Source organism: Blastochloris sulfoviridis, assembly GCF_008630065.1.
Taxonomy (GTDB): Bacteria; Pseudomonadota; Alphaproteobacteria; order Rhizobiales; family Xanthobacteraceae; genus Blastochloris; species Blastochloris sulfoviridis.
The window spans coordinates 164,925-190,278 of record NZ_VWPL01000002.1; the positions used below are offsets into that span (position 1 = coordinate 164,925).

Annotated in this window: 24 protein-coding genes; 18 read left to right on the top strand and 6 right to left on the bottom strand. The window is 68.3% G+C overall.

All coding sequences use genetic code 11. From position 1 onward, the window contains the following. Nucleotides 1-11 precede the first annotated feature (11 nt). From hrpB to F1193_RS01835, 5 genes are all read left to right on the top strand, one after another. A complete protein-coding gene (hrpB, locus tag F1193_RS01815) occupies nt 12-2,477 on the top strand; it encodes an ATP-dependent helicase HrpB (protein ID WP_150095957.1) in 2,466 nt (821 codons plus the stop codon). Between the two features lie 329 nt (nt 2,478-2,806). Further along, nucleotides 2,807-4,369: a methyl-accepting chemotaxis protein gene (locus F1193_RS01820; RefSeq protein ID WP_170263266.1), complete on the top strand. Its 1,563-nt coding sequence runs from the start codon at nt 2,807-2,809 to the stop codon at nt 4,367-4,369. Between the two features lie 131 nt (nt 4,370-4,500). Next, nucleotides 4,501-5,031 carry a retropepsin-like aspartic protease family protein gene (locus tag F1193_RS01825; protein WP_150095959.1) on the top strand — a complete coding sequence of 177 codons (531 nt, stop codon included), beginning with the start codon at nt 4,501-4,503 and terminating at the stop codon, nt 5,029-5,031. A gap of 112 nt (nt 5,032-5,143) precedes the next feature. Continuing rightward, the gene (gene pgm / locus F1193_RS01830) at nt 5,144-6,790 is read left to right on the top strand and encodes a phosphoglucomutase (alpha-D-glucose-1,6-bisphosphate-dependent) (RefSeq protein ID WP_150095960.1); all 1,647 of its coding nucleotides are present in this window, start codon (nt 5,144-5,146) and stop codon (nt 6,788-6,790) included. Between the two features lie 339 nt (nt 6,791-7,129). After that, nucleotides 7,130-8,629 carry a phosphomannomutase/phosphoglucomutase gene (locus F1193_RS01835; protein WP_150095961.1) on the top strand — a complete coding sequence of 500 codons (1,500 nt, stop codon included), beginning with the start codon at nt 7,130-7,132 and terminating at the stop codon, nt 8,627-8,629. A 220-nt stretch (nt 8,630-8,849) separates the two neighbouring features. Here the strand turns inward: F1193_RS01835 and F1193_RS01840 are convergent, their stop codons facing one another. The 3 genes from F1193_RS01840 to F1193_RS01850 all read right to left on the bottom strand — a co-directional run bounded on the left by F1193_RS01840 (nt 8,850) and on the right by F1193_RS01850 (nt 10,709). After that, on the bottom strand, nt 8,850-9,446 hold the full coding sequence (locus F1193_RS01840) for a TadE/TadG family type IV pilus assembly protein (protein ID WP_150095962.1): 597 nt from the start codon (nt 9,444-9,446) through the stop codon (nt 8,850-8,852). Further along, a complete protein-coding gene (locus F1193_RS01845; protein WP_150095963.1) occupies nt 9,446-10,054 on the bottom strand; it encodes a TadE/TadG family type IV pilus assembly protein in 609 nt (202 codons plus the stop codon). Before F1193_RS01845 ends, F1193_RS01840 begins: the two co-directional genes overlap by 1 nt. A 169-nt stretch (nt 10,055-10,223) precedes the next feature. After that, on the bottom strand, nt 10,224-10,709 hold the full coding sequence (locus F1193_RS01850) for a pilus assembly protein N-terminal domain-containing protein (protein WP_170263269.1): 486 nt from the start codon (nt 10,707-10,709) through the stop codon (nt 10,224-10,226). A 287-nt stretch (nt 10,710-10,996) separates the two neighbouring features. Here F1193_RS01850 and F1193_RS17625 point away from each other — a divergent pair, with 287 nt between their 5' ends. From F1193_RS17625 to F1193_RS01895, 10 genes are all read left to right on the top strand, one after another. Next, the gene (locus F1193_RS17625) at nt 10,997-11,131 is read left to right on the top strand and encodes a Flp family type IVb pilin (protein WP_281287225.1); all 135 of its coding nucleotides are present in this window, start codon (nt 10,997-10,999) and stop codon (nt 11,129-11,131) included. Between the two features lie 226 nt (nt 11,132-11,357). Further along, a complete protein-coding gene (locus F1193_RS01855; protein ID WP_150095965.1) occupies nt 11,358-11,528 on the top strand; it encodes a Flp family type IVb pilin in 171 nt (56 codons plus the stop codon). Between the two features lie 207 nt (nt 11,529-11,735). Next, complete coding sequence (locus F1193_RS01860) at nt 11,736-12,242, top strand: A24 family peptidase (RefSeq protein ID WP_210247277.1); 507 nt, start codon at nt 11,736-11,738, stop codon at nt 12,240-12,242. Nucleotides 12,243-12,478: 236 nt separating this feature from the next. Then, nucleotides 12,479-13,231, top strand: a complete 753-nt coding sequence (gene cpaB / locus F1193_RS01865) for a Flp pilus assembly protein CpaB (protein ID WP_150095966.1) — start codon at nt 12,479-12,481, stop codon at nt 13,229-13,231. Between the two features lie 17 nt (nt 13,232-13,248). Beyond that, entirely contained in the window at nt 13,249-14,790 is a 1,542-nt protein-coding gene (locus F1193_RS01870) for a type II and III secretion system protein family protein (protein ID WP_150095967.1), read from the top strand. Between the two features lie 17 nt (nt 14,791-14,807). Beyond that, nucleotides 14,808-15,524, top strand: coding sequence for a CpaD family pilus assembly protein (locus tag F1193_RS01875; RefSeq protein WP_150095968.1), 717 nt, complete (start codon nt 14,808-14,810; stop codon nt 15,522-15,524). Continuing rightward, nucleotides 15,521-16,798, top strand: coding sequence for a CpaE/TadZ family protein (locus tag F1193_RS01880; protein WP_150095969.1), 1,278 nt, complete (start codon nt 15,521-15,523; stop codon nt 16,796-16,798). The genes F1193_RS01875 and F1193_RS01880 overlap by 4 nt, the downstream gene beginning before the upstream one ends. Before the next feature lie 7 nt (nt 16,799-16,805). Further along, nucleotides 16,806-18,281, top strand: a complete 1,476-nt coding sequence (locus tag F1193_RS01885) for a TadA family conjugal transfer-associated ATPase (RefSeq protein WP_150095970.1) — start codon at nt 16,806-16,808, stop codon at nt 18,279-18,281. 3 nt (nt 18,282-18,284) lie between these two features. After that, nucleotides 18,285-19,268 (top strand): type II secretion system F family protein, encoded by a 984-nt coding sequence (locus F1193_RS01890; RefSeq protein ID WP_150095971.1) that lies wholly within the window; start codon nt 18,285-18,287, stop codon nt 19,266-19,268. A 272-nt stretch (nt 19,269-19,540) separates the two neighbouring features. Further along, nucleotides 19,541-20,518, top strand: coding sequence for a type II secretion system F family protein (locus F1193_RS01895; protein ID WP_150095972.1), 978 nt, complete (start codon nt 19,541-19,543; stop codon nt 20,516-20,518). 184 nt (nt 20,519-20,702) lie between these two features. Here the strand turns inward: F1193_RS01895 and F1193_RS01900 are convergent, their stop codons facing one another. After that, a complete protein-coding gene (locus F1193_RS01900) occupies nt 20,703-21,629 on the bottom strand; it encodes a tetratricopeptide repeat protein (protein WP_246164064.1) in 927 nt (308 codons plus the stop codon). A 150-nt stretch (nt 21,630-21,779) separates the two neighbouring features. On the opposite strand from F1193_RS01900, the gene F1193_RS01905 reads away from it, so the two are divergent. Then, nucleotides 21,780-23,180 carry a leucyl aminopeptidase family protein gene (locus tag F1193_RS01905; RefSeq protein ID WP_150095973.1) on the top strand — a complete coding sequence of 467 codons (1,401 nt, stop codon included), beginning with the start codon at nt 21,780-21,782 and terminating at the stop codon, nt 23,178-23,180. Here the strand turns inward: F1193_RS01905 and F1193_RS01910 are convergent. Further along, nucleotides 23,164-23,538 carry a hypothetical protein gene (locus F1193_RS01910; RefSeq protein ID WP_150095974.1) on the bottom strand — a complete coding sequence of 125 codons (375 nt, stop codon included), beginning with the start codon at nt 23,536-23,538 and terminating at the stop codon, nt 23,164-23,166. The two genes, F1193_RS01905 and F1193_RS01910, sit on opposite strands and share 17 nt — an antisense overlap. Beyond that, complete coding sequence (locus F1193_RS01915; RefSeq protein WP_150095975.1) at nt 23,517-23,942, bottom strand: HEPN domain-containing protein; 426 nt, start codon at nt 23,940-23,942, stop codon at nt 23,517-23,519. The genes F1193_RS01910 and F1193_RS01915 overlap by 22 nt, the downstream gene beginning before the upstream one ends. A gap of 159 nt (nt 23,943-24,101) precedes the next feature. Here F1193_RS01915 and F1193_RS01920 point away from each other — a divergent pair, with 159 nt between their 5' ends. Then, a complete protein-coding gene (locus F1193_RS01920; protein WP_150095976.1) occupies nt 24,102-24,452 on the top strand; it encodes a MarR family winged helix-turn-helix transcriptional regulator in 351 nt (116 codons plus the stop codon). Continuing rightward, on the top strand, nt 24,449-25,318 hold the full coding sequence (locus tag F1193_RS01925) for a C40 family peptidase (protein ID WP_150095977.1): 870 nt from the start codon (nt 24,449-24,451) through the stop codon (nt 25,316-25,318). The genes F1193_RS01920 and F1193_RS01925 overlap by 4 nt, the downstream gene beginning before the upstream one ends. Nucleotides 25,319-25,354: the final 36 nt, after the last annotated feature.

Sequence of the window (25,354 nt, forward strand, 5' to 3'; positions counted from 1 at the left end):
GCACGGACGCGATGGCGGGAGGCTCGCTCCCGGTCGACGAGGCGCTGCCGGCGCTGACCGCAGCGCTTCGCCAGCGCGCGAACGCCGTGCTGGTGGCGCCGCCCGGCGCCGGCAAGACCACGCGCGTGCCGCTGGTGCTGCTCGGCGAGGATTGGGCAGCCGGCAAACGAATCCTGCTTCTGGAGCCGCGGCGTCTCGCCGCCCGTGCGGCGGCCGCCCGCATGGCGGCGACGATCGGCGAGCGGGTCGGCGACACGGTGGGCTTGCGCGTCCGGTTCGCCTCGCAGGTCTCCGCCCGCACCCGGCTGGAGGTGATCACCGAGGGCGTGTTCACCCGGCTGGTCCTCGACGACCCGACGCTGGAGGGCGTCGCGGCGGTGATCTTCGACGAGTATCACGAGCGCTCGCTCGATGCCGATCTCGGCCTCGCGCTGGCGCTCGACGCCCAAGGCGCGCTTCGCCCTGATCTCAAGCTGCTGGCGATGTCGGCGACGCTGGATGGCGCCCGCGTCGCCCGCCTGCTCGGCGATGCGGCGAAGGTGGAGAGCGAAGGCCGCGCCTTTCCGGTCGAGACCCGCTATGTCGGCCGCAATCCGGCGCTGCGGCTGGAGGAGGAGGTCGCGGCGTGCGTGCGCCGCGCGCTGGCGGAGGAAGACGGCTCGCTCCTGGTGTTCCTGCCGGGCGCTGCCGAGATCCGCCGCGTCGCCGACCGCCTCGGCGAGAGCGTGCGCGACCCGGCGGTCGACATCGCCCCGCTCTACGGTGCGCTCGATGCCGCGGCGCAGGACCGGGCGGTCGAGCCGTCGCCGAAGGGCCGGCGCAAGGTGGTGCTGGCGACCTCGATCGCCGAGACCAGCCTGACCATCGCGGGCGTGCGGGGCGTCATCGATTGCGGGCTCGCCCGGGTGCCGCGCTATGAGCCCGACGTCGGCCTGACGCGGCTTGAGACCGTGCGGGTGTCGCGGGCCGCCGCCGACCAGCGGCGCGGCCGCGCTGGGCGCACCGAGCCCGGCGTGTGCTGGCGGCTGTGGGACGAGCCGCAGACCATGAGCCTGCCGGCCTTCGCCACCCCGGAAATCCTGGCCGCCGACTTGGCCTCGCTGGTGCTCGATCTCGCCGCCTGGGGCGTCACCGACCCGACGACGCTGTCCTGGCTCGACCCGCCGCCGGCCGCGGCCTGGGCCGAGGCCCGCGCGTTGCTCGTCGATCTCGACGCGCTCGATGCCGGGGGGCGGCTGACCGAGGAGGGGCGGGCGCTGCGCCGCCTGCCGCTGCATCCGCGGCTTGCCCGCATGGTGGTGGACGGCGCCCGTGCCGGCGCGGCGGGGCTGGCCGCAGAGGCCGCCGCCATCCTGTCGGAACGCGGCCTTGGCGCCGACGACGTCGATGTCGATAGCCGGCTACAATCCTTCCGGCGCGACCGGTCTCGCCGGGCCGAGGACGCGCGACGGGCCGCGGCCGGCTGGGCGCGGCTTGCCGGTGGGTCGTCGAAAGGGCAGGCCCCCGCCTTGTCGCCGGCGCTGCTGCTGGCGCTGGCCTATCCCGACCGCCTCGCCAAGGCGCGCGGCCGGCCCGGCGCCTTCCTGCTCGCCAATGGCCGTGGCGCCGGGCTCGATCCGGCGCACGCGCTGGCCAAGAGCCCGTTCCTGGCGGTCGGCGAACTGGCCGGGGCGGCGGCCGAGCCGCGCATCCTCATCGCCGGTGCGCTCGACCTTGCCGATATCGAGACGCATTTCGCGGCACACATCGTCGGCCGCACCGAGCTGGTCTTCGACCAGGGCGCGGCGGCGCTGCGGGCGCGCCGTGTCCGCCGGCTCGGCGCGCTCGTGCTCGCCGAGGCGCCGCTGCCGGTGCCAGGCGATGACGCCGCCGCCCGCGCGCTGGCCGAGGGCATCGCGAAGCTCGGGCTCGCCCGCCTGCCCTGGACCAAGGCGCTCCTGCAATGGCGCGACCGCGTCGCCTTCCTGCGCAAGGCGGAAGGCGAGGGGTGGCCGGATCTCGCCGACGCCGCCCTCGCCGCCACCGCCGGCGACTGGCTGGCGCCGTATCTCGTCGGCAAGAGCGCGCTGGCCGACATCGGCGCCGACACGCTGGCGACGGCGCTGCACGCGCTGGTGCCCTGGGATCTGGCGCGCCGGCTCGACGCCGAGGCGCCGACTCATTTTGTCGCCCCAACCGGCTCGCGCCTCGCCGTCGACTATGCCGCCGAGGCCGGGCCCACCGTGTCGGTGCGGGTGCAGGAGCTGTTCGGCCTTTCCACCCATCCGGCGCTGGCCGGCGGCCGGGTGCCGCTGGTGCTGGAATTGCTGTCGCCCGCCCACCGGCCGATCCAGGTGACGCGTGACCTGCCGGGCTTCTGGACCGGCTCGTGGAGCGCGGTGCGGGCCGACATGCGGGGCCGCTACCCCAAGCACCCCTGGCCGGAGGATCCGGCGGCGGCCGTGCCCACCACCCGCGCCAAGCCCCGCGGCACTTGAGCGCGGCCGATCACATGCGCGTGTTCGTTGTAAGAAGAGTCTGCACCCTCAGCGCGTATTGCGTAGCGTAATGCTGTTTCAGCGCGTGGCGATTGCTCGATATTATTTTGCGGTGCGAAAGTATTAGGCGCCAATGTTCCCCTCTGTAACCATTCATACAGGGATTTGAGTCCCTAATCCGGGATCGGCCCTGCCTCCGGGGGTCGCCTGTACGGGGAACTGCCATGCGCCTGGGTGTGCGAGGACGTCTTTATCTGTTGGTTGGCCTGTTCGCACTGGGGTGCGGCATCCTCGCGGGTGCAATGGTCTGGCTGCAACGCGGACAATTGGTGGAAGCCCGCCGTGTCCAGCTTGAGGCGCTGGTCCAGTCCACCCTCGGCATTCTCGACGCCTATGACAAGCTCGCCAAGTCCGGCGCCATGGCCGAGGACAAGGCCCGCGAGGCCGCCTTCACGGTGCTCGGCAACATCCGTTTCGGCGAGGGCGACTATTTCTTCGTGCAGGATCGTGAGGGCGTCATCCGGGTGCATCCCAACCCCAAGCTGGTCGGGGCGACGCTTCTCGATTTGAAGGACAGCAACGGCGTCTATTTCGGACGCCAACTGAAGGACGCGGTCGACCGTGCCGGCCAGGGCTTCGTCGATTACGCCTTCCCGCGCGCCGGCAGCGACGTGGCCGCCGACAAGACCACCTTCATCAAGCTGTTCAAGCCGTGGGGCATGGCGGTCGGCACCGGCGTCTATGTCGACGACATCAATGCCGAGGTGGCCGAGGCGGCGCTGAAGAGCGGCGCCGTGACCCTGGTCATCGTTCTGGCGCTCGGTGCCGTGGTGTTCTGGATTGCCCGCGGCATCGCCGGGCCGCTGCAGTCGTTGCGCAAGGCGATGCTCGACCTCGCCGAAGGGCGCGACATCGCCGCCATCGACACCTCCCGCAAGGATGAGCTCGGCGAGATGGCCGGCGCGGTGCTGGTGTTCCGCGACAATGCCAGGAAGCGCGCCGAGCTGGAAGCGCAGGCCAAGGCCGAAGAGGCCGCCCGCGCCGAGCGTCAGGCGCGTATCGAGGCGGCGATCTCGACCTTCCGCGCCGACGTCCAAACCGTGCTCGGCGCCCTCAATGTCAATGTCGAGGGGCTGGAGGCCACCGCCAAGTCGCTGACCGGCGTCTCCCAGGAGGCGAGCGAGCAGGCGGTCTCCGCCGCCGGCGCCTCCGAGCAGGCGGCGAGCAACGTCCAGAGCGTCGCTTCGGCCGCCGAGGAGCTCGGCTCCTCGGTCCAGGAGATCGCCCGCCAGGTGACCCAGGCCAACGACATCGTCACCAAGGCAGCCGCGATGGCCGAGACGACCAACGGCCAGGTCGGCGCGCTCGCCGCCTCGGCGCAGAAGATCGGCGACGTGGTGGACCTGATCCGCGCCATCGCCGAGCAGACCAATCTACTCGCGCTCAACGCCACCATCGAGGCGGCGCGCGCGGGCGAGGCCGGCCGCGGCTTCGCGGTGGTGGCGAGCGAGGTCAAGACGCTGGCCAGCCAGACCGCCAAGGCCACCGAGGACATCGGCGCCCAGGTTGCCGGCATCCAGTCGGCCACCGGCGAGGCGGTGCAGGCGATCGGCGCGATCAGCGCCACCATGGACGAGGTGCAGCGCTTCACCGCCGGCATCTCGGCGGCGGTGGAGGAGCAGGGCGCCGCCACCCACGAAATCTCGCGCAACGTCTCCGAAGCCTCGACCGGCACCGCCACGGTGGCCCAGAACGTTTCCTCCGTCACCACGGCGATCAGCGAGGCCAACCGCTCGGCCCGCCACGTGCTGGATTCGACCGGCGAACTGGCCCAGGCCGCGCAGCGGCTGCAGGGCTCGGTCGACACCTTCCTGAAGCAGGTGGCGGCCTGACCGTCTGTCCCCTGATCCTGGCCGCAAGGCCAATCCGCGAGCCCGCCGGATCCCCCCGTCCGGCGGGCTTTGCTTTGGCGGGGTCTTAACGTGTGTGGGTTAGAGTGGGGCCGCCCTGGGGAGACACCGGCATGTTCAAATGGGCGATCATGACCGCGTTCGCGGTCGGCGCGGCGGCAGTGTTCGTGGTCCAGGCCATCGATCCGGGCCAGCTCGGGTCGAGCGCGTCGCCCGGTCAGCCGGACCGGCCCGCCCGCGAGACGGCGGCCGGCTGCGAGGACCCCAAGCCCGAGCCGCTGTCGCTGCGCATGGATGGCAGCGGCCATGCCTGGGGCACGCTTCAGACCAAGGACGGCGAGATCCGCGTCGTCGTCGACACCGGCGCCTCGATGACCTCGCTGTCCGCCGAGGACGCCCGCAGGCTCGGCCTCGCGGCGCAAGATCCTAGGCGCAAGCAGGCGCGGTTCCAGACCGCCAATGGTGTGGTGATGGCCGAGCTCGACCGGCTGCTCAATGTCCGGCTCGGCCATCTGTGCGTCTATACGCTCGACGTGGCGGTGATGCCGCGTGGCGCGCTGAAGGGCAGCCTGCTGGGGATGAACTTCCTGCGCAAGATGCGCAAGGTCGAGGTCGGCCAGGGCCGCGTCGTCATCAGCCAGTGAGCGTGTCGGGATGGCGGCACGGCTGGACTTCGGCCGCATTCCGCAGCAAAGCTGCGGGCATTCACGCCCGTGCCGCTCCCCCGCCTCATTTGTTCGAGCGCAAGGATCTCCGATGACGATTTCGCCCCTCGCCGGCAAGCCCGCGCCTGCCGATCTCCTGGTCGACCTCGCCCGCCTGGAGCGCGCCTATTACGACCGCGGGCCCGACATGGACGATCCCGCCCAGCGGGTCGCCTTCGGCACCAGCGGCCACCGCGGCAGCTCGCTCTCAGGCTCGTTCAACGAGGCGCACATCCTGGCGATCGCCCAGGCGATCTGCGACTATCGCGCGGGCCAGGGCATCGATGGGCCGCTCTATCTCGGCAAGGACACCCACGCGCTTTCGGCGCCGGCCGAGCGCACCGCGCTGGAGGTGCTGGCCGCCAATGGCGTGAGCGTGGCGATCCAGCCCGGCCACGGCATCACCCCCACGCCGGCGGTCTCGCGCGCCATCCTGGTGCACAATCGCGGCCGCACGGATCACTTGGCCGACGGCATCGTCATCACGCCTTCGCACAATCCGCCCGAGGACGGCGGCTTCAAGTACAACCCGCCGCACGGCGGCCCGGCCGACACCGACGCCACCAAATGGATCGAGGCGCGCGCCAATGCGCTGCTGCGCGAGGCCAATCGCGGCGTGAAGCGGGTTTCCTACGAGCGCGCGCTGAAGGCCGAAACCACGCATCAGTTCGATTTCGTCATGCCCTATGTCGACGATCTCGGCAGCGTGCTCGACATGGCGGCGATCCGCGCGGCCGGCCTCAAGCTCGCCGCCGATCCGCTGGGCGGCGCCGCCTTGCCCTATTGGGAGCCGATCAACGCCCGCTTCGGCCTCGACATCGACGTCGTCAACACCACGGTCGACGGCCGCTTCGCCTTCATGAGCGTCGACCATGACGGCAAGATCCGCATGGATTGCTCCAGCCCCTACGCCATGGCCGGCCTGGTGCGGCTGAAGGATTCCTACCAGGTGGCGTTCGCCAACGACACCGACGCCGACCGCCACGGCATCGTCACCCCCTCGGCCGGGCTGATGAACCCGAACCATTATCTGGCCGTGGCGATCCGCTACCTGCTCACCCACCGCCCCGATTGGCCGGCCGGGGCCGCGATCGGCAAGACGCTGGTGTCCTCCAGCATGATCGACCGGGTGGTGGCGAAGCTCGGGCGCAGGCTGGCCGAGGTGCCGGTCGGCTTCAAATGGTTCGTGGCGGGCCTGATCGACGGCTCGTTCGCCTTCGGCGGCGAGGAGAGCGCGGGCGCGAGCTTCCTGCGCCGCGACGGCACGGTGTGGACCACCGACAAGGACGGGCTGATCATGGACCTGCTCGCCGCCGAGATCACCGCGGTGACCGGCAAGGATCCCGGCGTGCACTACCAGGAACTGACGGCGGAGTTCGGCGCGCCGCTCTACACCCGCATCGACGCCCCGGCGACCCCGGACGAGAAGGCGCGGCTCGGAAAGCTGTCGCCGGCCGCGGTGACCGCGTCGGCGCTGGCGGGCGATGCCATCACCGCCAAGCTCACCAACGCGCCGGGCAACGGCGCGGCGATCGGCGGCCTGAAAGTCACGACCGACGCCGGCTGGTTCGCGGCGCGGCCCTCGGGCACCGAGAACATCTACAAGATCTACGCCGAGAGCTTCCGCGACCAGAGCCATCTCGACGCCATCGTGTCGGAGGCGAAGGCCATCGTCGGCGCGGCGCTGGCGGGGGCGTGATCTCTCCTTCCGCATGACGGAGGAGAGAGGATGTCGTCCCGGACGGCGCGCAGCGCCGAGCCGGGACCGTTGGCAGGATAGAGCTCCCTTTCTGCACACGATCCCGACTCTCGCTGGCGCTCGGCCGGGATGACGAGGCTGCGGTTTTTGTCGTCCCGGACCGAGCGAAGCGAGGAGCCGGGACCGTCTTCCGGAAGGGGTGCCTTGTTCTGCAGACGATCCCGGGTCGTCGCTACGCGCCGCCCGGGATGACACTGCGCAGGTTTGCGCTGCCATCGATCCGTCCGAAACGGCGGTGTATACGGGCCAAAGCGCAGCCTCCGGTCATGCAGGGTCCCGATGTATCCCATTCCTCAGCCCGCTCTCACGCCCAACAGCCTCGCCTATGAGTCGCGTCCGCTGGTGAAGCCCACCGGCTTTCGCGAATACGACGCGCGCTGGCTGTTCGAGAAAGAGATCAACCTGATGGGCGTGCAGGCGCTGGGCTTGGGCCTCGGCACCTTCATCCGCCGCAGCGGCGTGCGCCCCGAGATCGTGGTCGGCCACGATTTCCGCAGCTACTCGTCGTCGATCAAGTATGCGCTCATCTCCGGCCTGATGGCGGCGGGGATGAAGGTGCACGACATCGGGCTTGCGCTGTCGCCGATGGCCTATTTCGCCCAGTTCGCGCTCGACGTGCCGTGCGTGGCGATGGTCACCGCCTCGCACAACGACAATGGCTGGACCGGCGTGAAGATGGGGATGGAGCGGCCGCTGACCTTCGGCCCCGACGAGATGGCGCGGCTGCGCGACATCGTGCTGGCCGCCGATTTCGACCTTGCGCCGTCCGGCGGCTATGTGTTCGTGCCCGACTTCGCCGAGCACTACATCGCCGACCTGCTGGAGCGCCCGAAGCTCACCCGCCGGCTCAAGGTGGTGTGCGCCTGCGGCAACGGCACGGCCGGCGCCTTCGCGCCGCGGGTGCTGGAGGGATTGGGCTGCGAGGTGGTGCCGCTCGATGTCGAGCTCGACCACACCTTTCCGCGCTACAATCCCAATCCCGAAGACATGAAGATGCTGCACGCCATCGCCGATACGGTGCGGGCGTCGGGCGCCGATGTCGGGCTCGGCTTCGACGGCGATGGCGACCGCTGCGGCGTGGTCGACGACCGGGGCGAGGAGATCTTCGCCGACAAGGTCGGCGTCATGCTGGCGCGCGACCTCTCGGCGATCCACCAGGGCGCGACCTTCGTGGTCGACGTCAAATCGACCGGCCTCTACGCCACCGACCCGGTGCTGAAGGCCAATGGCGTCAAGGCCGACTACTGGAAGACCGGCCACTCCTACATCAAGCGTCGCGTTTCCGAGCTCAAGGCGCTCGCCGGTTTCGAGAAGAGCGGGCATTTCTTCTTCGGTGCGCCGGTCGGCCGCGGCTATGATGACGGCCTGGTGTCGGCGATCGCGGTTCTCGACATGCTCGACCGCAATCCCGGCCGCTCGCTGTCGGCGCTCAAGACCGCGCTGCCCAAGACGTGGTCGTCGCCGACCATGTCGCCGCACTGCGACGACGAGGTGAAGTATCGCGTGGTCGAGGCGGTGGTGGCGCATTTTGCCTCGGCGAAGGCGAATGGCGAGCCCGTTGCCGGCCAGCCGATCCGCGACCTCAACACCGTCAATGGCGTGCGGGTCACGGTCGAGGACGGCACCTGGGGCCTGGTGCGCGCCTCCTCCAACAAGCCCGAGCTGGTGGTGGTGGTGGAAAGCCCAGTTTCGGAGCCGCGCATGCGCGAGATGTTCGCCGCGCTGGATGGCGTGCTGCGCGACCACCCCGACGTCGGCGCCTACAATCAGACGATCTGAGCATTCTCCGCAAGAAATGGGTGCCGGTTCTGCGAACGAGAATGCGACAGCTCAAAGACTCTGAACGCTGGCCGCGCGTTTCGTCGGCCCGGCCAAGCGAAGCGCGAGCCGGGACCGTTTGCAGGAAGGTGACCCTTCCGGATGACGATCCCGGGTCTCACGGCTTCGCCGTTCGCCCGGGATGACGAACGACGCGAGGCCCTGCGCACTGGCGGCCTTCTTAGCTGCGCGAGCGCATATAGACCTTGTCTTCCAGGTTGAACGATCCGGTCAGAACGTAGCCGATGGTCGGCGTGTAGACATAGGTGGTCTCGCCCATCAGCCAGTAGGTCGTCTTGGTGGTGTCGGCGAGGCCCGTCGGCACGGCGACCGTGCTGCCGGGTGCGCGCTCCGAGCCGCGCCGGGCGCGGCTCCATTTCACCGTGGCGATGCCGGTCTTGTCGACGGCGAGGCAGCTCACAACCACCTTCAGTTCGGCGGCCGAGTAGGGCGATATCACCGCATCCGTGACGTCGAGCAGGCCGGCGATCTTCGCTTCCTCGGGCGTCGGCGCGGCGGTGTTCCAGCATCCGGGCACGGTCTTGGTGGCGTCGCTCGGCTGCGGTGTGCGCAACTGGGACGAGAGGTCCGCGATCGCGCGGGCCGTCTGCGAGGTCTTGCGGTCGATGGTGAGGAGCTGGCCCACTTCGACGGCGCCGAAGAACAGCGACAGCATGAAGGGCGCGATCAGGGTGAATTCGATGATGGCCACGGCGCGGCGCGTCCGGCCGAACCGGCGAAGGCGCCGCAGGAGAGGAGCTTTGCGGGTGGTGCTCATCAGGGCGTACCCGGTGCGGCATAGGGCTCGTTGGTGAACACCAACGTCGAAACCAGAAGGCGCTTGCCGTTGGCGAGGTCGGCGAGGTCGAAACGGAGACCAGGAAAGAGGAAGCGGGCCAGTATGGGGTACTGGTAGAGCGCGCGCACAATCACGACGCTGCCGGCGCTGCCGGGATCCCAGTCGTTGCCGGTGGCGGTGACATTGCCGGCGCCGTCGGTTGGTTTCGGCAGGTCGGGCACGCCGCTGGTCGAGGATTTCACGTCGATCAGCACGCCGTTGTCGCAGTCGATCAGGGCGACCACGTTCGCGCAGAGAGCCTTCTTGAACTGCTCCCTGCTGAGGCCCTGCGTCTGCGCCTGCCCGGTCAGGATCAGCCGTCCCGCTTCGGTGGTGGCGGTGTCGAGCTGCATGCTGGCGAGCTGCACCAGCCCGGTTTCCAGGATCGCAAGCATCAGGCCGAGAAACAGCGGCCCGATCAGCCCAAACTCGACGGCGGTCGCGCCCTGCTCGCTCGCCGTCAGCCGGCGAACGGTTCGCCAGCCGCAGATCCGCGCCGCGGCGTATGCGAAGGATTGTCGCCAGCCCGGCCTGTCTGCCAACGTCATCTTTTCCGCTCCGCCTCAATTGGACGTTGCCGGACGCTATCGCAGGGCCGTTGATATCGGGTTAGGGGCAGGCCGCAAATGCCGGGGGTGCGGTCAAGACTTCGTCAAGCATGCCGGCGCGGGACGTATCCGGGTTCGGGGATCGCGAAGGGACCGTCCGGAAACCGCATCACTGCGCCGTGCCGCCGCCGGCCAGCTTGTTGCGGTCCTCGGCCTGCTTCTTCATGTTGTCGAAATAGTCCTTGGAGTCGCCGAGCACGATGGTGCCTTCGCAGCGCGGGGCGCAGGCATAGGTCAGGCGGTCCATCGCCTTGCCGCCGCGAAACACGGTCACGGTGCTGTTGCGCGGCGCCACCACGTTGACCAGATGCTCCGCGACGGTCCTGCCCTTGGCGTCGAGCATCATGAGATTGGTCAGGCCGTAGCCCTTGCCGGTCACCACCATCAGCGAGCCGTTCTGGGTGGTGGCGTCGGCGATCGCCGGGTTGCCGACCACGATGGTGGAGACGTCCGCCGGCAGCGGCAGCACGCGCGCCTGGTCCAGCACCACGGTCATCGTCTCGGTAGCCTGCGCCGTGCCTGAGACGGCCAGCGGCGCAGCGGCCGCCAGGCCGGTCGCCATGATGGCCCAGGCGAGAGCATGGATACGGCGCATGGCGGCCCTCCCGATCGAACCGCGCGGGCGAGACCCGCACGTGCGGCGAGATTGAGCCGAAAATGGTGAAGAAAGTCCGAACGGCGACCACGGCCGGCGGCTACCGGCAGGCTGTCGCGCCGCCGGAAAGCTTGCCTTAACCACGCCACGCATTTGCCGCGGGCGAACCGATGGCGACAATTTGAGTTAATCCGCCGTGAAACGGCCGACGACTAGCATTCGCGCACGCGGCGCCATGGCGCCGCGAAGAACAATTACGTGTGGAGCGTGTCGTGAGGAGTCTCATCGTGCGTTTTTGGCGGGACGAGCGGGCGGTGGTGGCGGCCGAATACGGTTGGGTCGCCGCCGGGCTGTCGGTGGCGACACTCGTCGCCGCCCTGGCCATCGCGGCCCGGATCGAGCGGGCGGCGCCGCTGTGGTGAGACGCAGCGGAAGCTGTGCTTCGGCAATTCCCAAGATTCGAGAGATCTGGATCAGCATCGGTTAACCCTGAGGTGGCCAACGACTGTTGCGGGTGGGTTCACCGATCAGTTTAACCGGATAGAAAGAGGCGGTGGCTTAAGGTCCAACCCGATCCCGAGAGACCGGAATGACAACGGTTATCGGGTCGTGCGCAGACAGACACCTGTGGACCAAAGGATAGTGACCATGAAGACTTTCGCGCGTTTTGTGAAGGACGAGTCGGGCGCCACCGCCATCGAATACGGCCTGATCGCCGCGGGCATCGCGGTCGTCATCATCGCCGCCGTGCAGTTGGCCGGTGACAACCTGCTGCTGACTTGGCAGCGTATTGCGGCCGCCGTCGCTCCGCAGGGCTGACGCTTCGCAACGAGTTTGCAGATGGGGCCCCGGCATCGTCCGGGGCCTCTTGCGTTGGGGGTGGCGGCAACGGAGCGTTTAGGCCGGTTGCATATATAGACGGCCATGGATCGTTCGCCGCGAGCACAGCGGCGGGGCCGCGCGCTGCCGCTGACTTGGTCCGGACGTCTTGCAGATGCGGCCGCGGCCTGCGGCGAGGAGGTGGGCATGAGCGCGATGATGGTGGTGCAGTTGGTGTTCCCGCTGGCGATGGCGTTCGCGGCCGCGAGCGATCTTCTCACCATGCGCATCTCCAACAAGGTGTCGCTGGCCTTGGTCGCCGGTTTCGCGCTGGCCGCGCTGGGCGCCGGCCTGCCGCTGGCGGCGATCGGCTGGCACCTCGCGGCCGCCGCTTTGGTGTTCGCGGTGTGCTTCGGCTTCTTTGCCGCCGGCTGGATGGGCGGCGGCGATGCCAAGCTCGCCTCGGCCACCGCGCTGTGGCTGGGCTGGAGCCACGTTCTCGACTACGCGGTCAGCGCGTCGCTGCTCGGGGGGCTGCTGACGCTCGTGCTGCTGTCGGCGCGGGCGGTGCCGCTGCCGGCGATGCTGATGCGGCAGGACTGGGTGGCGCGGCTGCATTGCGCCAAGACCGGCATTCCCTATGGCATTGCGCTCGCCGCCGCCGGGCTTCTCGTCTATCCCAACACGGCGTGGATGACGGCTCTGCAACCATAAAGAGCGCTATTAAAATATTTCTCGCATAAGTTTCAAGATGCGCCGCGCCTCGGGCCCCGCAACCAAAGCACGCATTCAGACGATCCGACAACTCAAAGAGATATTTCTGAATAATCGTTGCGATTTGTTAATCGGCTTTCTCAGGTGGTGAACGACGGTTAACCATAAATTGACCATTCCCTGATCAAATCCGCCATCGATCCAGCCGTCTGGCCGGGTCGATCAGGGAAGACGTCATGAAAAGCGCTCGAGTCGTGGTTCTGCTCATCGCGCTCGGAGCGGGGGGCGTGGCCGCGCTGCTGGCCACCAGATCCAAGGCCCCGGCTCCGGTTGCCGCGCCGGTCAAGACGATCGACACGGTCGAGGTGCTGATCGCGCACGCCGACATCGGTACCGGCAATGTCGTCAAGCCGGCCGACATCGCCTGGGAAGCCTGGCCGGCCGCCGCCGCCGGGGCACATTTCATCACCCGCGCCCAGAAGCCCAACGCGCCCGAGGTGCTGGCCGGGGCGATCGCCCGCACGCCCTTCCTGAAGGGCGAGCCCATTCGCGAATCCAAGCTGATCAAGGCCGATGGGTCGGGCTTCATGGCGGCGATGCTGCCGGCCGGCATGCGCGCCATCTCGGTGGAGATTTCGCCGGAGACCGGCGCCGCCGGCTTCATCCTGCCGAACGACCGCGTCGATGTGATCCTCACCAAGAAGGGCGGCGGCGACAGGAACGAGAGCCAAGCCGAGACCGTCCTGACCAATGTGCGGGTGCTCGCCATCGACCAGACCATCGAAGAGAAGAACGGCGAGAAGGTCGTGGTCGGCAAGACGGCGACGCTGGAGCTCAGCGGTAGGCAGACCGAGATCCTGGCCCAGGCGCGCCAGAGCGGACATCTCTCCCTGGCGCTGCGCTCGCTTGCCGATGCCAACGATCAGGAACCGGTGCGCACCGGCGTGACGATCGTCCGCTTCGGCGCCGCATCCACAGCGCCGCGTTGAAGATCGAGGGGCGGGTCATGACAGGGTGGATCCACCGGACGACGCTGGCGGTCATGGCCGCGGCTCTCCTGCTGCCGGCGTCCGTGCCGCTGCCGGCCGGCGCCGGCGAGGCGGTCATTCGAATCAACAGCGCGGAGCAGAAGGCGCGCACCATCACGCTCGGCCGCGGCAAGTCGGTGGTGGTGGAGCTGCCGCGCGACGCCAGGGACGTGCTGGTGGCCAATCCCGCGGTGGCCAACGCCGTGGTGCGCTCGGCACGGCGCGCTTTCCTGATCGGCATCGACTACGGCCAGACCAATGTCGTGTTCTTCGACGACGAGGGCCGCCAGATCGCGGCGTTCGACATCCTGATCGGCGCCGACGTCAGTGCCCTGACGAACACGCTGCGCCGCCTCATCCCGAACGGGGACATCCATGTCGACCTGGCGGGCAGCTCGATCGTGCTTTCGGGCACGGTCGCCAATGCCGCCGATGCGGCGCAGGCGGTCAAGATCGCCTCGGCATTCGTTGGCGAGTCGCTGGGCTCCGCGAACAGCGCAACGTCGGTCGACGCGCAAGGCGCGAACGCGGCCGATTCGAAGGGCGCCACTACGTTCAATTCGATCACAACCCTCTCGTCCGGGTCGAAGGGCTCCGACTCCTCGGACAGCAACGGCCGGATCATCAATCGCCTCGCCATCAAGGCCAAAGAGCAGATCATGCTCAAGGTTGTGGTGGCGGAGGTGCAGCGCGCCGTGGCCAAGCAGTTCGGCGTCGATCTCAAGGGCCAGATCGATGCCGGCACGATCGTCGACTTCGCCACCGTCAACGTGCCCGGTGTCGCCGGCAAGTGGCTGGCCGAAGGCACCTACATCAACACCCAGACCACGTTCAACAGCGGCAAGAGCAACGTCGACTTCAAGCTGCGCGCGCTGGAGCAGGCCGGCGTGATCCGCACCCTGGCCGAGCCGACGCTGACCGCGATCTCCGGCGAGTCGGCCAAGTTCACCGCCGGCGGCGAGTTCCCGATCATCGCCGGCTACACCCTCATCAGCGGCTACCAGATCGACTGGAAGAAATTCGGCGTGATGCTCGACTTCACCCCGGTGGTGCTGTCGGAAGGCCGCATCAGCCTGCGCATGTCGACCGAGGTGTCGGAGCTCGACTACGACAACGGCGTCAAGATGGAGTCGCTGACCATCCCCGGCATCAAGGTGCGCCGCGCCTCCTCGACCCTCGAACTGCCCTCCGGCGGCTCGCTGGTGCTGGCCGGCCTGATCAAGGAAGAAACCAAATCGGTGATGACCGGCCTGCCCGGCCTGCAGAGCGTGCCGGTCCTCGGCGCCCTGTTCCGTTCGCGCGACTTCCAGAACGGCGAGACCGAGCTGATGATCATCGTCACGCCCTATGTCGTGAACCCGGTCGCGCGCCAGCAGCTCCAGACGCCCGAGGACGGCTTCGTCCCGGCCTCCGACCCCGCCGCCGTCCTCCTCGGCCGGATCAACCGCGTCTACGGCCTCGCGGGCCGGATCGATCCGGCCCGGCCCTATCACGGCACCTACGGCTTCATCATCGATTGAGCGGACCGGAGATCACCATGCCGAGTTCCCGACTGATCGCCCGCGCCGTCGCCGGTGCCGCTCTCGCAACCCTTCTCGCCGGCTGCCATGCCAACCAGGTGGTGGACAGCGGCTATCCGGTGACCGTTCCCGACCGCCATCCGATCCGCATCGTCGAAGGGCGCGCCGTCCACGAGGTGCTGATCGGCACCGGCCGCGGAACGCTGACGGCGGTGCAGCGTGCCGAGCTCACGGCCTTTGCCGGCAACTGGCGCCGCCGTGGCACCGGGCCGGTGTTCATCGAGGTGCCGGCCGGCACCGACAATGAACAGGCGGCCCGGATCGCCTCGCGCGAGGTGCGCTCCCTGCTTGTCGCCACCGGCATTCCCGGCAACGGCATCTCGCTGCAGCCCTACCAGCCCTTCCCGGAAGACACGCTGGCGCCGCTCCGGGTGGTCTATCCGGTCGTCAAGGCCGAGGCCGGGCCGTGCGGCGTCTGGCCCGACGATCTCGGCGTGCAGGACATGTTCCATCAGGCGGAGAACCGCCAGTACTGGAACTTCGGCTGCGCCAACCAGAAGGCGCTGGCGGCGATGGTCGACAATCCGGCCGACCTCGTCCAGCCCCGCCGCGAGCAGGCAGCCAGCGCCGCCCGCCGCCAGACGGTCGTCGAGAAATACATCAAGGGCGAAGACACCGCGACGAAGGTGAACAAGTCGCAGTCGAACAAGCTGAGCGACGAGGTCGATCAATGACCAGACATTCGGCCATCGCCGTCGACATGCCGGCCGTCGAGCCGGCCGACGACCACATCGCGCCGGTGCCGCGGGTGTCGATCCAGGCGTTCTGCGAAGGCCACGAGGTGGGCGCCGCCGTTGCCGCCGCCGCCGAAGACCGGCGCATGGCCAAGGCGCATCTCAAGGTGCAGGCCGGCGGCATCGCCGCCGCGCTCGAGGCCTATCGCGGCGCGCCGACGCCCAACGTCATCATCATCGAGCATTCGGGGTCGCGTACGGAGCTGCTCGACGGGCTCGACCGGCTCGCCGAATGCTGCGACCTCGGCACCAAGCTCGTCGTCGTCGGCCGGCTGAACGACGTTCAGCTCTATCGCGAGCTCACCCGCCGCGGCGTGTCGGACTATCTGATCGCGCCGGTCGGCAGTCTCGACGTCGTGCGCGCGGTCTCCGGCGTGTTCGCCGCGCCCGATGCCGAGCCGGTCGGCCGCACGCTGGCGGTGGTCGGCGCCAAGGGGGGCGTCGGATCCTCCACCGTGGCCCACAATATCGCCTGGGCGATCGCCCGCGACATCGTCATCGACACGGTGGTGGTCGATCTCGACCTGCCGTTCGGCACCGCCGGCCTCGACTACAACCAGGATCCGCCGCAGGGCGTCGCCGACGCCATCTTCGCGCCCGAGCGCGTCGATTCCGCCTTCGTCGACCGCCTGCTGTCCAAGTGCGCCGATCATCTGTCGGTGCTGGCGGCGCCGGCCACGCTGGAGCGCACCTACGACATCGACGCCGAGGCGCCCGATCCGATGCTCGACGTGCTGCGCACGAGCGTGCCGTGGATCGTGCTCGACATCCCGCATCTGTGGACCGGCTGGGCCAAGCGGGCGCTGATCTCGGCCGACCACATCCTGATCGTCGCCACGCCGGATCTGGCATCGCTGCGCAACGCCAAGAATCTGATCGACCTGATCCGCGCCGCCCGCCCCAACGATCGCCCGCCCTACTACATGCTGAACCAGGTCGGGGTGCCGAAACGGCCCGAGATCCGGGCGGCCGACTTCGCCAAGGCGCTGGAGACGGCGCCGGTGGTGTCGATGCCGTTCGAGCCGCAGCTGTTCGGCGCCGCCGCCAACAACGGCCAGATGATCGCCGAGGTCGACGCCAAGCACCGCGTCACCGAGATCTTCCGCCAGCTTGCCCAGACCATCACGGGAAAGACCGATTCCCGCAAGTCGCGGGGATCCTCGCTGCTGACGCCGCTTCTGGAAAAGATGCGCGCCAAGCTGGCAAAGAGCTGAGGTCGCCATGTTCGGCAAGCGCGGAGGCGTCGGAGCGAACCAGAACGACGGCGGCACCGGGGTTGCCCTGAAGCCGGCGATGCCGGCCGTGCCGGCGCCGCCCCTGGTGTCCGAGCGCAGCCCCGAGGCAAGCCGGCCGATCGAGCCGGTGCGCGCCCCCCCGGCACCGCCGCCGGACCAGCGCCGCTCCGAACGCTTCTACGAGGTCAAGAGCCAGATCTTCGGCGCCCTGATCGAGGCGATCGACCTGACCCAGCTTGCCAAGCTGGAGCCCGAGAGCGCCCGCGAAGAGATCCGCGACATCGTCGCCGAGATCATCACGATCAAGAACATCGTGATGTCGATCGCCGAGCAGGAATATCTGCTCACCGACATCTGCAACGATGTGCTGGGCTACGGCCCGCTGGAGCCGCTGCTGGCGCGCGACGATATCGCCGACATCATGGTCAACGGCGCAAGCACCGTCTACATCGAGACGCAGGGTAAGATTCAGCGAACCGCGATCCGCTTCCGCGACAATCAGCAGCTGATGAACATCTGCCAGCGGATCGTCAGCCAGGTCGGCCGTCGCGTCGACGATTCCAGCCCGATCTGCGACGCGCGCCTGCCGGACGGCTCGCGCGTCAACGTCATCGCGCCGCCGCTGGCGATCGACGGGCCGGCGCTCACCATCCGCAAATTCAAGAAGGACAAGCTCACCCTCGACCAGCTCGTCCGCTTCGGCTCGATCAGCCCCGAGGGTGCCGAGATCCTCAAGATCATCGGTCGCGTCCGCTGCAACACCGTCATCTCGGGCGGCACCGGTTCGGGCAAGACCACGCTGCTCAACTGCCTCACCAACTATATCGACCACGACGAGCGCGTCATCACCTGCGAGGACGCCGCCGAGCTGCAGCTGCAGCAGCCGCACGTGGTGCGCCTGGAGACGCGTCCGCCCAACCTCGAAGGCGAGGGTCAGGTGACGATGCGCGATCTGGTCAAGAACTGCCTGCGTATGCGCCCCGAACGCATCATCGTCGGCGAGGTGCGCGGACCCGAGGCGTTCGACCTGCTGCAGGCGATGAACACCGGCCATGACGGCTCGATGGGCACGCTGCACGCCAACTCGCCGCGCGAGTGCCTGTCGCGTATCGAATCGATGATCACCATGGGCGGCTACTCGCTGCCGTCCAAGACCATCCGCGAGATGATGGTGTCGTCCATCGACGTGATCGTGCAGGCGGCGCGCCTGCGCGACGGCTCGCGCCGCATCACCCACATCACCGAGGTTCTCGGCATGGAGGGCGACGTCATCATCACCCAGGATCTGTTCCTCTACGAAATCCTGGGCGAGGACGCCAACGGCCGGATCATCGGGCGCCACCGCTCGACCGGCATCGGCCGGCCCAAATTCTGGGAGCGTGCACGCTATTTCGGCGAGGAGAAGCGCCTTGCGGCGGCGATCGACGCCGCCGAGGTCGACGAAGCGCCGCTGCGGGGTTGAGCGATGGAATTCGAAACCCTCGCCGTTGTCATGCTCGCCGTCGTCGCCGCTGGCGGCGCGGCGTGGGTGTTCCTCTATCCGCTGCTGTCGGGCGAACGGCAGGCCGAGAAGCGCATGACGCAGGTGTCGGCCCAGTCGGTCGCCACCGTGCGGCGGGCGCGCCGCGACGATCCGTCGGCGAACCGCCGCCAGCAGGTCGAGGAATCGCTGAAGGCGCTCGAAGAGCGCCAGAAGAACGCCAAGAACCCGCCGCTGGCGATGCGCCTGGGCCAGGCCGGCGTGAGCTGGTCGAAGAAGCAGTTCTACATGCTCAGCGTCGCCATCGGGCTGGGCTTCATGCTGCTGGCGCTGCTGTCGCAGCAGCACATCGTGGTCGCGGTCGGCGCCGGCTTCGCCGGCGGCTTCGGCGTGCCGCGCTGGCTGCTGAGCCACCTCAAGAAGAGCCGCGAGAAGCGCTTCAATCTCGAATTCCCGTCGGCGGTCGACGTCATCGTGCGCGGCGTCAAGGCCGGCCTGCCGCTCGCCGACTGCATCGGCATCATCGCCAAGGAAGCGCAGGAGCCGGTCAGGAGCGAGTTCCGCCTCATCGTCGAGACCCAGGCGATGGGCGTGCCGCTGCACGAGGCGGTGGGAAAGCTCTATGAGCGCGTGCCGTTGCCCGAGGCGAACTTCTTCGCCATCGTGGTGTCGATCCAGCAGCGCTCGGGCGGCAACCTCTCGGAGGTTCTGGGAAACCTGTCGCGGGTGCTGCGCGACCGGAAGAAGATGAAGGCCAAGATCAACGCCATGTCGATGGAGGCCAAGGCGTCGGCCGCCATCATCGGCTCGCTGCCCATCATCGTCGGCATCCTGGTCTATCTCACCAGCCCGAAATACATCGAGCTTCTGTGGATCACGCCGGTCGGCCGGATGATGCTCGCCGGCTGCGCCATGTGGATGGGGATGGGCGTGCTGGTCATGAAGCGGATGATCAATTTCGATTTCTAGAGCATTCGCCGCAAAAGCGGATACCGGTTTTGCGAACGAGAATGCGACGGCTCAAAGACTAGGTGCGCCCGCTCGGTTCAGTCGGATCGGCGGACGCTCGAGAGCATCCGATCCGGACGAATTGGAGCGGATGATCCAGGTTTGCGGGTTTGCGGAGGTTCCTTCGCAGGTCTGGCCTTCGCAGGTCTGGCCTTCGCAGGTCTGCCCTTCATAGGTTCGCCCTTCATAGGTCCGCGATCTTCGCGTGCGCAAGATGTTCCAGGAGCGCCAGCATGCTCGACCTCGTCGTTTCAAAGCTGCACGACACGACCTTCCTGGTGGGGCTGTTCACCGCGATCGCGGTGGCGGCGACGGCGTGGACGCTGATCAGCAGCCTGTTCCCCGCCGACGAGCTCGACAAGCGCATGAAGGCGGTGGCTGTCGAGCGCGCGGCCATCCGCTCGCGCGAGCGCGAACGGCTTGCGGGCGGCGAGCGGGTGGGCCTGCGCGGGCAGAGCCCGAAGGAATACATGCGGGTTACGGTCGAGCGCCTCAACCTGCGCAAATGGCTGGGCGAGGACCACATCCGCGAAATGCTGCGCAAGGCCGGCTATCGCGGCCACGCCCCCTACACCGTCTATCTGTTCTTTCGCCTCGTGGCGCCGGTCGTGCTGTTCGTGCTCGCGGCGCTCTATGTGTTCGTGATCGTGCCGCTGCAGGCTGCGATGGCGGTGAAGGTGCTGATCTGCCTTGGCGCGGCCTATTTGGGCCTCAAGGCGCCCGATCTCTTCCTCAGCAACCAGATCCAGAAGCGCCAGGAGTCGATCAAGCGCGCGTTTCCGGATGCGCTCGACCTGCTGTTGATCTGCGTCGAATCGGGCATGTCGATCGAGGCGGCGTTCCGCAAGGTGTCCGAGGAGGTCGGCACCGGCTCGATCCCGCTGGCCGAGGAACTCACCCTGACGACGGCGGAGCTGTCCTATCTGCAGGATCGCCGCTCCGCCTACGAGAACCTCGCCAAGCGCGTCGATCTCGAAGGCGTCAAGGCGGTGTGCATGGCGCTGATCCAGTCGGAGCGCTACGGCACGCCGCTCGGCCAGACGCTGCGGGTGATGGCGCAGGAAAACCGCGACATGCGGATGATGGAAGCCGAGAAGATGGCCGCCGCGCTGCCGCCCAAGCTGACGGTGCCGATGATCCTGTTCTTCCTGCCGGTGCTGTTCGTGGTCATTCTCGGCCCGGCCGGCATCCAGATCGCCAACATGAAGTGATGCGGTTTCCGGCCTGACCGGCTGGAACAGCCGCCTTTTCCAAAGGACGATACCCGCTCTCGGCTTCGCCGCCTGGCCGGGATGGCGACAGAAGCTTCCTGTCGTCCCGGGCAAGCACCGAAGGTGCGCGACCTGGGACCGTCATCAGGAAACCACGGGCGTGCGCCGCCGGGACGATCCGGCTTCAGTGCGCCGGTTGGGCTGACGCGGTCGTCGACAGGTCGGCCGTTCCGCGCAGTTCGGCGGTGAGGCTGCGGGTCCCCTGCCGCGCCGGCGCGCGGCGGGCGGTGGCGCTCGGCTTCGGTGCCGCCGAAGTGGCCGTGCTGCCGATCTGCTTCCAATTGTTCGGCTGCGACAGCATTTCGCGCAAGTAGGCGACGTTGGCGTGGGCCTCGGCCGGCGGCAGATCCTTGGAGACGATCCGCTCGGCCTCCTCGAAGTGGCCCTGCAGGCCGACCACCAGCGCCAGGTTCTGGCGCACGCGGGCGTCGGCGCGCGCCTGGGCGGAGGCGCGACGCAGCACGCTCTCGGCCTGCGCCAGGTCCTTGGACAGCATGTAGGACAGGCCGAGATTGGACAGCACGCTCGGCTCCTCGGGATTGATGGCCAGCGCCTGCTGGTAGAGGCCCTTGGCTTCGGCGCTGCGACCCATCTGGTCGAGCACGGCGCCCTGCACATTGAGGATGCGCCAGTCCGGCTGGTCGGGCGAATGCGCCCGCGACAGCGCCTCGAGCGCCTCGCCGAACTGGCCATTGTCGGCCAGCGCCCGGCCATAGGCGCCGGCCACTTTCGGATTCTTCGGGTTGCGCAGCGCCGACTGCTGCAGCACGGCGGCGGCCTGGGCGCGCTGGCCGGAGGCGCGCAGCGCCTTCGAATATTCGATGGCCACATCGGGATTGGCCGGGTCGCGGCGATAGCGCTCGGCCAGGCTGTCGGCGCGCTGGCGCCAGTCGCCCTGGCTCTGGGCGGCGTTGGTGCTGGTTCCCAGCGACCCGGTGATGTCGCCCGTGGCGGCGCAGCCGCCGAGCATCAGCCCGAGGCCCGCGGCCAGCGCCAGCACGGAAAAGCGTGCGCGGTGCGCGCCGAGCGAAATGTGCCTGCAACCGGACATGAGCGACTCCGACGCGGGGCTTCGATGGCCCGCTTTGGACCGAAGCAATAAACGCTTAACCCTAACGCCCGGTTAAACTCGGCGCGGCGCGCGCTTCCCCGCCGGTCTTGCGCGTGCTATCGGCGGGGCTCCCCCGCTGGAAATGGCCCGATGCATCCCATTCTGATCGCAGACGATTCCGCCGCGCTTCCGATCTGGCTGGCCACGCCCGCGGACTGGCCTTCGGTGCGCGCGACGCTCGGCGCCGGGGCGGCGGCCTTCGCGGAGGCCGCGGGATTCGCGCCCGAGGCCGGCCGCCATCTGCTGCTGCCGGCCGAGGAGGGCGGTGTCGCTGGCATGCTGTTCGGCCTCGGCGAGGCTGGGCCGAAGCGCGACCGGCTCCTCGCCGGCCGGCTCGCCGAGGTGCTGCCGGCCGGCGGCAGCTCGGCAAGCTCCTGGCGCTTCGCCACGCCGCCACCGGAGCCGGCGTTGGCGGTGCTGGCCATCCTGCTCGGCGCCTACCGGTTCCAGCGCTACCGCGCCGCCAAGCCGCCCAGGTTCCGGCTGGTGGTGCCGGCGGGGGTGGACGGGGAGGAGGTGTCGCGGCTGGCGGATGCCGTCACCTTCGCCCGCGACCTGGTCAATACGCCGGCAAACGATCTCGGCCCGGCCGAGCTGGAACAGGCGGTTCGGATGCTGGGCGGGGCGCACGGCGCCGCGGTCTCCTCCATCGTCGGCGACGATCTGCTCGCCCACGGCTTTCCGCTGATCCACGCCGTGGGCAAGGGCTCGGTGCGGGCGCCGCGGCTGATCGACCTCGTGTGGGGCGATCCGGGCGCACCGAAACTGACGCTGGTCGGCAAGGGCGTGTGCTTCGATTCGGGCGGGCTCGACATCAAGCCGGCGTCCGCCATGCTGCTGATGAAGAAGGACATGGGCGGCGCCGCGGCGGCTCTGGCACTGGCGAAGCTGGTGATGGAGCGGCGCCTGCCGGTGCGGCTGCGGGTGCTGGTGCCGGCGGTGGAGAACGCGGTCTCCGGTGCCGCCTTCCGCCCCGGCGACGTCTATCCCAGCCACAAGGGGCTCACCGTGGAGGTCAGCGACACCGACGCCGAGGGCCGGCTGGTGCTGGCCGACGCCCTGGCGCTGGCCGACACCGAGGCGCCGGATCTGTTGATCGACTTCGCGACGCTGACCGGCGCCGCCCGCGTCGCGCTCGGGCCGGACATCGCGCCCGTCTTCACCGAGGACGAGGAGCTTGCCGCGGCGCTCGCCCGGCATGCCGCCGCCACCGCCGATCCGCTGTGGCGGCTGCCGCTGTGGCCGCCCTATGCGGCGGGGCTCGATTCCAAGATCGCCGACACCGCCAGCGTGGCGGCGGGCGGCTTCGCCGGGTCGATCGTGGCGGCGCTGTTCCTGTCGCGCTTCGTCGAGCGGACGCGGAGCTGGCTGCACCTCGACATCTATGGCTGGACGCCCAAGCCCAGGCCCGGCCGGCCGGAGGGCGGCGAGGCCAGCGCGGTGCGGGCGCTCGATTCGCTGCTTAATGAGAGATTCAAAGATCGGATCTGATGATGATGCCGTCCGGTAGGTAGAAGCCGTTGAACATATTGCCTTTGAAGGCAATATTCGACAGTCCTGGTGCGTTTATGAAGGTCTTCAGGCCCTTTACGGCAGGATGGCTGTCCGAAATCATCTCCGTATCGCTGGATTCGAGACCGGATAGTTGGTTTCTGTTCTTTGATACGATTTCCGACAGCTTACGATAGAAATTGTGCTTGTCGGTCAGTCCTGGAGGGGGGGCGAGCCAAAGCTTCCACGTGTCCGTATCGGTGTTGTGGACCCACATGGCAAGTCTTGGCGTCAGTCCAGAATCGTCCATGGCCTTGACCAAAGCATGGCCGCCGCTTACCAGAATTTCTTGGTCCATTCGAGAACTCCTGACTTCGGATCACAGACTGCTTGAATCATGATCTGTGCCGACATCGGGTCACGTGTTTCATATCGTGTCTCGACCGACCATTCCGATACAATTGCCCAATTTGCCGCAAACTCGGAATCCTTGTCCTTCTGCTCTTTGAGTTCGGTGGCAAGGCCGGCAAGCCCAACCAGCTTTGGGAAATCGTGGTTGAGTACATTTTTAAGGAATTCCGGAGAAGGAATGGTTTCGGCGATGACTTGGGTTGCGATGCACGCCTTCAAGCCGATTTCGACCGCGTATCCCGCAAGATAATACGCATTTGAGTAGCGTCCATTCTCAAGGAGAAGTATTGCGCCCTGAATCTTCGCTTGTTCCATCGCTCGAAGATCGGATCGCCTCAAGCCATAGGCCATCCAATATTCCCTACAGTTGCTCGGATTTTTCCCAGAAGGCCGTGGAAAAGAATCGCTGTGAGTCGCAAAGTCGCTTTAGGCTACCGTGGATTCATCACATACGCCTTGCGCACGGCAGGCGGGAGAGAATAATACGCGGGCGTAACGATCCCGCAGCCGATGGCCGTCGAACTCCGCACCTCCCAGGCGCTCAAACTGTTGCACGACCTCGCCTTGGACCAGGTCCGCGACAGCGAGCCCGATTTGACTCAGCGGCAGCTCGCCATTCTGCTGACGGTGTATCTGGAAGTGCCCCCGCACACCGTTCGTGGTCTTGCCGCCAAGCTCGGCGTCACCAAGCCGGTCATCACCCGCGCCCTCGACACGATGGGCAAGCTCGGCCTGGTCACCCGCCGCCGCGACGAAACCGACCGCCGCAATGTCATCATCCAGCGCACCGTCCGGGGCTCGCTCTTTGTCGAGCGGCTCGGCGACCTCGTGGCGGCGCGCGCCAGGGAGCTTCCCGTATGACCGGTTACGATCCGCGTATTACGCCGGCCCGCCCGGATCTCGCCGCCCTCCATCTCGAAGGCAAGGTGCCCGCGGCGCGCTATGTCGCCGGCACGATCTGCGAGGTGGCGGTGCCCGCCGCACCGATGCGGCGCGAACCGGTCCCCGACCAGCCGATGGTCACCGAGGCGCTGTTCGGCGAGCGGGCCACCATCTACGAGGCGACGCCCGAGGGCTGGGCCTGGGGCCAGCTCGAAGCCGACGGCTATGTCGGCTGGCTGCCGAGCGCCATGCTGGCGCCGCCGGGTCCGGAGCCGACCCACTGCGTGCGGGTGCCGCGCACGTTCATCTTCCCCGGGCCGGACATCAAGCTGCCGCCGCTGACGGCACCGCCGCTCGGCGCGCGCATCGCCATCGCCGGCACCGAGGGCCGATTTGCCGTCACCACCGCCGGCGGCTTCATCCCCGCCCACCACGTCCGCCCGATCGCCGGGCCGCTGGAGCGCGACTTCGTCACCGTCGCCGAGCGGCTGCTCGGCGTGCCCTATCTGTGGGGCGGCAAGACGCCGCTCGGCTTCGACTGCTCGGGCCTGGTGCAGGTGGCGCTGGACGCCGCCGGCATCCGGGCGCCGCGCGACAGCGACCTGCAGGAGGCGGCGCTCGGCCGGCCGGTCGATCCGGGTGTCGATTTCACCAATGTCCAGCGCGGCGATCTGGTGTTCTGGCCCGGGCATGTCGCCATCGTCAGCGATCCGCAGACGCTGGTCCACGCCAACGCCTTCCACATGATGGTGGCGATCGAGCCCCTGGCGCAGGCCTTGGCCCGCATCGTCAAGAGCGGGCTGGTGGTGACCTCGGTGTGCCGGATGCCGTCGCTGGGCGGGTGAGGCGGCCGAGGTCGAGGCGCTGCGGGCGGCAGACTG